The sequence below is a fragment of the Treponema sp. UBA785 genome, from assembly GCF_002297065.1.
Classification (GTDB): domain Bacteria; phylum Spirochaetota; class Spirochaetia; order Treponematales; family Treponemataceae; genus Treponema_D.
The window spans coordinates 1-8,368 of record NZ_DBJD01000098.1; the positions used below are offsets into that span (position 1 = coordinate 1).

At 37.2% G+C, this 8,368-nt stretch carries 8 protein-coding genes; 7 read left to right on the plus strand and 1 reads right to left on the minus strand.

Annotated elements, in window-relative coordinates; translation table 11 throughout:
• On the plus strand, nucleotides 1-1,625 hold a 1,625-nt coding region (locus B2X33_RS09155), incomplete at its 5' end, for a hypothetical protein (protein WP_296669159.1).
• A gap of 220 nt (nucleotides 1,626-1,845) precedes the next feature.
• Here the strand turns inward: B2X33_RS09155 and B2X33_RS09160 are convergent.
• A complete protein-coding gene (locus B2X33_RS09160; RefSeq protein ID WP_296669161.1) occupies nucleotides 1,846-2,673 on the minus strand; it encodes a pyridoxamine kinase in 828 nt (275 codons plus the stop codon).
• 200 nt (nucleotides 2,674-2,873) lie between these two features.
• Between B2X33_RS09160 and B2X33_RS09165 the strand changes: the two genes are divergently transcribed.
• From B2X33_RS09165 to B2X33_RS09190, 6 genes are all read left to right on the plus strand, one after another.
• On the plus strand, nucleotides 2,874-3,647 hold the full coding sequence (locus B2X33_RS09165; RefSeq protein WP_296669162.1) for a transporter substrate-binding domain-containing protein: 774 nt from the start codon (nucleotides 2,874-2,876) through the stop codon (nucleotides 3,645-3,647).
• A gap of 313 nt (nucleotides 3,648-3,960) precedes the next feature.
• Entirely contained in the window at nucleotides 3,961-4,632 is a 672-nt protein-coding gene (locus B2X33_RS09170; RefSeq protein WP_296669164.1) for an amino acid ABC transporter permease, read from the plus strand.
• A 31-nt stretch (nucleotides 4,633-4,663) separates the two neighbouring features.
• Complete coding sequence (locus tag B2X33_RS09175) at nucleotides 4,664-5,386, plus strand: amino acid ABC transporter ATP-binding protein (protein ID WP_296017408.1); 723 nt, start codon at nucleotides 4,664-4,666, stop codon at nucleotides 5,384-5,386.
• 101 nt (nucleotides 5,387-5,487) lie between these two features.
• Nucleotides 5,488-6,258, plus strand: coding sequence for a phosphatase PAP2 family protein (locus tag B2X33_RS09180; RefSeq protein ID WP_296669166.1), 771 nt, complete (start codon nucleotides 5,488-5,490; stop codon nucleotides 6,256-6,258).
• Complete coding sequence (locus B2X33_RS09185; RefSeq protein WP_296669168.1) at nucleotides 6,258-7,154, plus strand: energy-coupling factor transporter transmembrane component T family protein; 897 nt, start codon at nucleotides 6,258-6,260, stop codon at nucleotides 7,152-7,154. Before B2X33_RS09180 ends, B2X33_RS09185 begins: the two co-directional genes overlap by 1 nt.
• A gap of 3 nt (nucleotides 7,155-7,157) precedes the next feature.
• Nucleotides 7,158-8,368 (plus strand): ATP-binding cassette domain-containing protein (locus B2X33_RS09190; protein ID WP_296669169.1); only part of this gene is annotated, 1,211 nt, incomplete at its 3' end.

Here is an 8,368-nt window from a genome sequence, read left to right on the forward strand (position 1 = left end):
CGTTTGACGGAAGCATTAATCCTGCAAATGGTGTTGTGAAGAAGATTTCTTATAAAAACAGCGGAACTGCAACTGGTTCTACTACTACTGGCGATGAAGTTGGTGGAGGAGCATTCTATAACCAAGCTGGAACAAACTCTAACCTTAGAATAAGTAGCGGACAGCACGACAGATATTTTAGTGCATGGTCTTCTAACGATTTAAAGATTTATGGATATTTGAGTACAGTTGGAACTAAAGATAATGTAATTTCTAAAAACTCAGAAGCCTCATTCCAGGCTCCAGGCGTAGACCAAATGGATTATGTAATTGTAAATGGAATGCCGTATTACGTAATGCAGGATAACTTTATTGGTGGAGACAGTGCAAGTGTTTGGGGACCAGGACTTTTCCTTTCTCGCGAAGGAATGAATTTTGATATGTCAAAATTTCAAAAAGGAAACACAATAGAAGAATCAGACACATTTGCAATTATTGAACGGCAAGGTTCAAGCGGTGCAGCAGCAAAAAGAGATTCTTCTAGTGGATACGACTCTGTAATGTATCAGTTTAAAAATCCAAGAATTGCTGGTGTTTATGTTGGAAGTGAAACAATGAAATACGCAAATGCAAGCACCTCAGCAACTGGCGTAGATTACATTTATGTTTCCTATTATGACTCTTATGCCCGATGTCTTAAATTTGCAGGTTATAAGGTTGCTCATAATATTGATAAAGACAATATGACCGCGTTATATAAGTGGGGGAATGTAGCAGAATATTGCGGTATTAATCCTGTAGTTCATTCGGCTCCAAATAAGTCAAACGATTACAACTCTGTTACTGAATCTAACCATATGACTGATGGAAAAACTGTTGTTGCAGGTTATGACACAACCGTAAGTAATCCAACCAAATTCAAAGAAGAAGCTGGCGAATGGAATGACATAATGGTAGATAATACAAGTACTAGTCCAATACCAGTAATTATTTACTACAATAAAACAAACAAATGTCTTGAAATTGCTCGTGGAAAACAAAGTTTCCCGATCCATGATGGCAATGTTATAACACCTTCTGATAATGGAAAAGATAATACTAAAGGAGGCTGGGCTAAATCGACTATTAAACCAAATGGAACAGGTGATTTTGGTCGTTATGTAAGTGCGGCAATAGATGAAGCAGGAAATATTCATGCAGCGGCAGTAGATGCTTCAAAGAATAAGGTTTACTATTTGTATATTAAAAAATCTGGCGATTTTTATTCGCTTAATTCTTCCGCTGTAATTGGTACTTCAAGTGGTTGTTGGACAGATATTGAACTTACAAATGGAGGAATTTCAACAGGTGCAAAAACTACAACAGATGCAAAAACTGCAACAAGTGCGGTGAAACCTGTAATTTCATGGATAAACAAAGGATTGCTCGATTCAACAGAGGCTGTTCAAGTTTCTTGTCTTTCGGCTGATGACAGTGATGGAACTGTTTGGGAAACAATAACAGATCCTGCTGTATATGCTGCAAATGATCAGCGAACTTCGGTTATGGCTGATGTTTACGAAGGTAAAGATACGGCAAAATCTCCTGTTGCTGTCGGATTCAACTCCGATATGTTCGCCGTGGACTTCCTGCGCGGCGAGGAATAAATGCGGATTTTGGGAGAGACATTTTTTGCGTTAGCGATTGGAAGTGCGGCGCAGCCGTTCAAAAGCGGCGGTTGAGCCTGCGAAATCCCGCTTTTGAATGGAGTGGCGCGTATGCCACGGAACACTGGAAAGCGCGGCTCCGGACGGAACTTCAGTTTCCGGCCGGGGCAACGCCCATTTTGCTTCTGAAGTTTTTTATATGCGGGAATTTATTAAAACTTTATTTTTCAAGCGCTTTTACTAGATATGGAATTGCTTTTTCGAATTTTACGCCGTACCAGTGGTCTTTGTCGTCGATTGTGGCTTTTATGGATTCAACAACGTAATTTGCGGCAATTTTTGCTGATTCTAGCAGTGTTTTTCCGTTGCAAAGTGAACCTGCAAAAGACGAGGCAAAAACGTCGCCTGTGCCGTGCATTTGAACCGGCAATTTTTCTGTAAAATAATATTCAATAGAATTTCCGTCGTAAACTGCAACTCCAAGCTTGTCTTTTTCAAAACTTACGCCTGTAAGAACCACATTTTTCGCTCCGAGTTTTATAAGATCTCTGCAAATTTTTTCTATATACTCTTTTTCGTAGTTTTCGGAACGGTATTCAATTCCCAAAAGAAACGAAGCTTCTGTGATATTTGGAAGAATTACATCGGCGCCGTTGCAAAGTTCTGCCATTTTTTTTGGAAAATCTGCCGAAAATCCTGGATACATTTTTCCGTTGTCCGCCATAACCGGGTCTACGACAACAAGCGCATTTTTTCTGGAAGTTTCTTTTATGATTTTTTTGATAATTGGAATTTGCGCTTCTGAAACATAACCTGTATAAAATGCGCTAAAAGTTATATTTTCTTTTTTCCACTGGCTTAAAATATTTTCCATATCAAAGGTCAAATCGTTAAAAGTCCAGGATTTGAATGCTGTATGATTTGAAAGAACTGAACTTGGAAGAACCGCTGTTTCAATTCCACATGCCGAAATAACAGGAAGCGCAACCGTTAAAGAACACTGTCCCACGCACGAAATATCTTGAATTGTAAGAAGTCTCTGATCCATTGGAATTCTCCGTTTTTATAATGTTAATTTAATTTACATAAAATCAAAATTTATCCGTCTGTCTGTATTCTAAAAAAATCTTGTAAAATTTAAGTTAAGAAACTGTTAAATTGAAGAAAATTTATTTTGACGGGCTGTTTTTATATGTTTTATCAAAATGTGTAATATGTTATAATGGCAAAAATTATGGAGGACTTTTTATGAAAAAAGTTTTATTTGCGGTTTTAGCGGCTTCGGCTGTTTTTGCTTTGGCTGGCTGTAAAGAAAAGAAAAATGTTGTAATCAATTCTAAGGCTGATCTGGAAAATCTTTCGATTGGATGTCAGGCTGGTACAACTGGCGAAATTTATATTCAGGAAGATTTGCCAAACGCAAAATGCAATTCTTTCAAAAATGTAATAGACGCTTCGCTTTCTCTTAAAAACGGTGCAATCGATGCAATAATTATCGATGAACTGCCTGCTAAAGAAGTTTGCAAAAACAATTCTGATCTTACTATTCTTGATTTAGACCTTGTTACTGACGTTTACGCAATTGCTGTTCAGAAAGGAAACACAAAGCTTCTTAATTCTATCAACAAGACAATCGCTGATATGAAAACTGACGGAAGATACGAATCTCTCGTTGCTGATTTTATGCCTGCTGACGGAAAAATTAAAATTCCTGCTATCGAAGCAAAATCTGGCAATGGAAAAATTATAATGGGCACAAATGCAGCTTTCCCTCCATTTGAATATGTTGAAGGTTCTAAGATTGTTGGTTTTGACGCTGCTATGGCTCAGTACATTGCAAATGATTATGGCAAAACTCTCGAAATCAGCGATATGGCTTTTGATGGTTTGATTGCCGCTCTTCAGTCTGGTTCGATTGACTTTATTGCTGCCGGAATGACAGCAACAGAAGAAAGAAGACAGAATGTTGATTTTTCTGAACCATATTACGAATCTAAACAGGTTGTAATCGTAAGAAAATAAAAATTTTCAAAAGTTTGAATTTTTACTTTTAATTGAATTTTATGTGTGGTCGTTGCGATTTTTGTCGAAATGACCATGCTGTTTTATACGGTGGTTTGGACAGTTAAAAGTTCAGCCACCTGTTTTGTTATAACAATTTTGTAAAAACATGCTCTTAAATGGCAATCCTGCCGTTAAACTTTATTAGGAGGCATGATAAAAATTACATTCTTGTAATTTTTATCATTGCAGTTTGCTCAAACGTTGCTTTCTCAAACTGTGATTTCCGCCATCCGTGGCTCGCTGCTAACGCGAAGTTTTATAGGAGAAAAAAATGCTTCAAAAAATTTTAGAAATTATGTTCTCTCACGGCAGGTGGATGATGATTTTGCAGGGGTTGGGAACAACTCTTTTAATCGCCTTTTGCGCGGTTTTGATGGGAACAATCCTTGGCTGCATTTTTGCAATTTTTAAACTTTCTAATTCAAAAATTTTAAATGCGATTTCTAACGTTTATACGACTTTGATTCGCGGAATTCCAATGGCAACTCAGTTGATGATTTGTTATTTTGTTATTTTTTCGCCATTGGGAGTAAGAAATACTGTTTTGGTTGCAATAATTTCGTTTGGTGTAAATTCCGGGGCATATTGCACAGAAATTTTCAGAGCTGGAATAAACGGTGTAGATAAAGGTCAAATGGAAGCCGGACGTTCGCTTGGCTTGAACTGGGCACAGACTATGTTTGCAATCATTATTCCTCAGGCTTTTAAAACTATTTTGCCTACTTTTGCATCGGAATTCATTACTCTTATAAAAGAAACTTCGGTTGCAAGTTTTATTGCCGTAGTTGACCTTCAGAAAGCGTGCGACAATATTCGCAATGCAACTTACAACGCCTGGGTTCCGCTCCTTTCCTGCGCCCTGGTTTATCTTATTCTTACAGTTGGTCTTACAAAGATTTTTTCTGCAATCGAAACAAAAGTTGCCAAGTCTGAAAAAAAATAAAATTCCTTGAATTTTTTACTGGAGAAAATTGATGATTGAAATAAGAAACCTTGTTAAAAAATTTGGACAATTAACAGTTCTTGACGGAATTTCGGAAACTATAAATAAAGGCGAAAAAATTGTAATTATCGGACCGAGCGGCGGCGGTAAGTCGACTTTTTTGCGTTGCTTGAATTTACTGGAAACTCCGACTAGTGGAAGCATTATTTTTGAAGGAACAGACATTACCGGCAAAAAAACAGACATCAACAAAATCCGTCAAAAAATGGGAATGGTTTTTCAGCATTTTAACCTTTTTCCTCACAAAACCGTTTTGCAAAATTTGACTCTTGCTCCAGTTATGCTCAAAATTATGAAAATTGAAGAAGCGGAAGAAAAAGCATATTCGCTCTTAAAAAGAATTGGTCTTGCCGAAAAAGCACGCGCTTATCCATCAAGCCTTTCCGGAGGCCAGCAGCAGCGAATTGCAATTATCCGCTCGATTATGATGAATCCGGAAGTTATTCTTTTTGATGAGCCAACAAGCGCCCTTGATCCGGAAATGGTCGGCGAAGTTTTGTCACTTATGCGCAATCTTGCAGATGACGGAATGACGATGGTTTGTGTTACTCACGAAATGGGGTTTGCCCGCGAAGTTGCCCAGAGAATTTTTTTTATGGACGGTGGAAAAATTGCTGAACAGGGAAGTCCAGCTCAAATTTTTGACAGTCCTAAATCTGAACGCTTAAAGCAGTTTTTAAAAGCGGTTCTGTAAAATTTAAAATCTTAAAATTGTAAAAATTAGTGAAAAAAGCATTTCCTTTAAAAATCCTGATTTTCTGTTTTTGCTCACAATTTTTTGCGGATGCTGAAAATTTGATAAAGAATGTTCGTGCCTCGGAAAGCCCATTTTGTCTTTCCAAAAGTAAAGACGGAGCATTGCTTGGCGCTGGAATTTTTTTGTCCGGAGCGGATTTGTTTTTGGACAACGCTTTAAAAATCAATCGGCAGACGTTTGATGAAAGCCGCAGTTTTGAAAAAAAATCTGTAAACGGTTTTGACAGATTTTTTATGAACGATTACAATTTTTTGCTCGATAAAGTTGGCGGAAATATTTTTTTGTGTTCTGCAATGGCAAGTCCGATTTTTGTTTTTGGAAATTCTCAAAAAAGCGAATGGAAAACTGTCGGCTTAATGTATGCCGAAACTCTTTTAATCGCGAATGGAATTAAGGAGCTTGCAAAACTTTCAATAAACCGTTACCGGCCAATGTGCTATTTTGAAAGCGGCGATTCTTACGATTCGTACAAAGAAGACGGCGATTTTGCGAATTCTTTTCCGTCTGGACACTCAACAATGGCTTTTGCTGGAGCCGCTTTTTCGAGTTATGTTTTTTGGAAATATTTTCCTGAAAGCCCGTTGCGTTACGCTGTTTGCGCCGGAAGTTTTTCTTTTGCAGCTGCAACAGCCGTAAGCCGCGTTTTGTCCGGAAATCACTTTGTAAGCGATGTCGCGGTTGGAGCGCTGATCGGTTCTTGCACAGGATTTTTAGTTCCTTTTTTGCATCAGCCAAAAAAAACAGAAACAAACGAAAATATTCAGGTTGGAATTTTGCCGAACGGTTTTTTGATGAGGCTCAATTTTTGATGGAAGATTTATTCAATTCAAGAAAAACAAGAAATTTGCTTAAAAAAAAAGATTCAGTTTTTAAAAAATGCAAGCATCCGCTTGTCGATTTTTTGTGGTTTTTGGGCGTAATTTGTTTTTGTGTTGCAATCCGCCATCCTTTTTATTTGGGACTTTCGTTTTTTGCAGGAATTTTATTCAATATTCTTCAAAAAAACTGGCACGGCTTAAAACTGATAATTTTTTGTGTTCCAATTTTTATTTTTCTTTCTGCTCTAAATCCGCTCGTAAGCCATTGGGGAGAAACTGTCCTTTTTTTGATTTTTGGAAAACCTTTTACAAAAGAAGCGTTTATTTACGGCCTCAATATGGGGCTTGTTTTTTTAGTAATGTTTGAATGGTTTTTGTGCTTCGGCTGCGTAATGACCGTGGACAAATTCACTTATCTTTTTGCGCCGGTTTTTCCTTCTGTAAGCTTGATGATGGTGATGATTTTGCGGCTTGTTCCTTTTTGCATAAGGCGGGGGCGCGAAATTTTTGACGGTCGTTGTGCAATCGGATTAAAAAAATCGACTTTTAAGCAAAAATTTTCGGTTTTGAACGCGGTTATGAGTTCAATTTTGGAAGACGGCGTAATGACGGCTTTGAGCATGGAAAAACGCGGTTACGGAACAGCAAGGCGCACTAGTTTTTTGAATTATCGCTGGAGACTTTCAGATTTTTTTGAACTGTTTTTTTTGAGTTTTTGCGCTTTTTTTGTTGTCTGCGGAATAAAAAACGGAACCTGCGCGGTCAATTTTTATCCTGTAACAAATTTTTCAAAAATTTTTGCAAACCTTCAGTCGGCGGAAACTTTTTTTGCCTTTGCAGGATTTTTGTTTTTGCCAATGATTATTAAATTTTTTTCTGAGGATTAAAAAATGAATTATAAAATCAATTTTAACGGAACGGATTTTTTTATAAAAAAAGGGGATTTTGTTGTAGTTTGCGGAAAATCCGGCTCAGGAAAGACAACTTTTCTTCTTCAGTTCGAAAATGAGCTTAAAAAACTCGGTCAAAAAACCGGATTTGTTTTTCAGAATTTTGACTCTCAGCTTGTAACGGACAAAGTTTGGCACGAACTTGCATTTGCCCTCGAAAATACAGCGGTTCCAAGAAAAATTATGGAACGCCGGGTTGCGGAAATGGCGGCGTATTTTGGAATTTCTGACTGGCTTTGCTCAAAAACCGAAAATCTTTCTGGCGGACAAAAACAGCTTTTAAATCTTGCAAGCACAATGGCGTTAAACCCGGATTTTCTTTTGCTTGATGAGCCAACGAGCCAGCTTGACCCGATTGCAGCTTCAAATTTCTTAAACACCGTAAAAAAAATCAATAGTGAGTTTGGAACGACAGTTGTAATTTGCGAACATCGGCTGGAAGAACTTTTTGAAAAAGCCTGCAAAATTTTGTTTTTGGACAAAATGCAAATCCTTTTTGACGAAAAACCAGAAAATTTTTGTCAGAAAATTCTTGCCTGTCAAAAAAAAGATTTGATTGAATTTTTACCGACGGCTTCGAAAATCATTTCTCGTTTTGAAAAAAAGCCCGAAAAACTTCCGCTGAGTGTTGCCCAGGGACGCTCCTGGATTTTGGAATTTTTAGAAAAAGGCGGAAAACTTGAACCGGAAATTTTTAGCCTTTTGGAAGGCGATGAAAATTTAAAAAATGAAAAAAATCATCAATTTGATGAAAAAAACTGCCCTCAAAAATCAAAAAATCTTGTTAAAATAAAAAATTTGAGTTTTAGATACGAAAAAACTTTGCCATGGATTTTGCAGGAACTTGATTTTTGTATCGAAGAAGGAAAAATTTACGCGATTGCAGGAGCAAATGGCAGTGGAAAATCAACCTTGCTCAAAATTTTGTGTTCGCTTTTAAAAAGTTCCCGTGGAACCGTAAAAATTGAAAAAACTGCGCGCAATAAAATTTTTATGCTTCCTCAAAACGTGCGCAATATTTTTACAAAGCAAACTGTTCTGGAAGAACTTGAAGAATGTGGCTGGAAAAAAGACGGAAATTCTGTTTTGAACGAAAATGTTTCTTTGAGCGCGAAATTAGAATCGAAAAAAAATGATTTTGTGATGGAAAA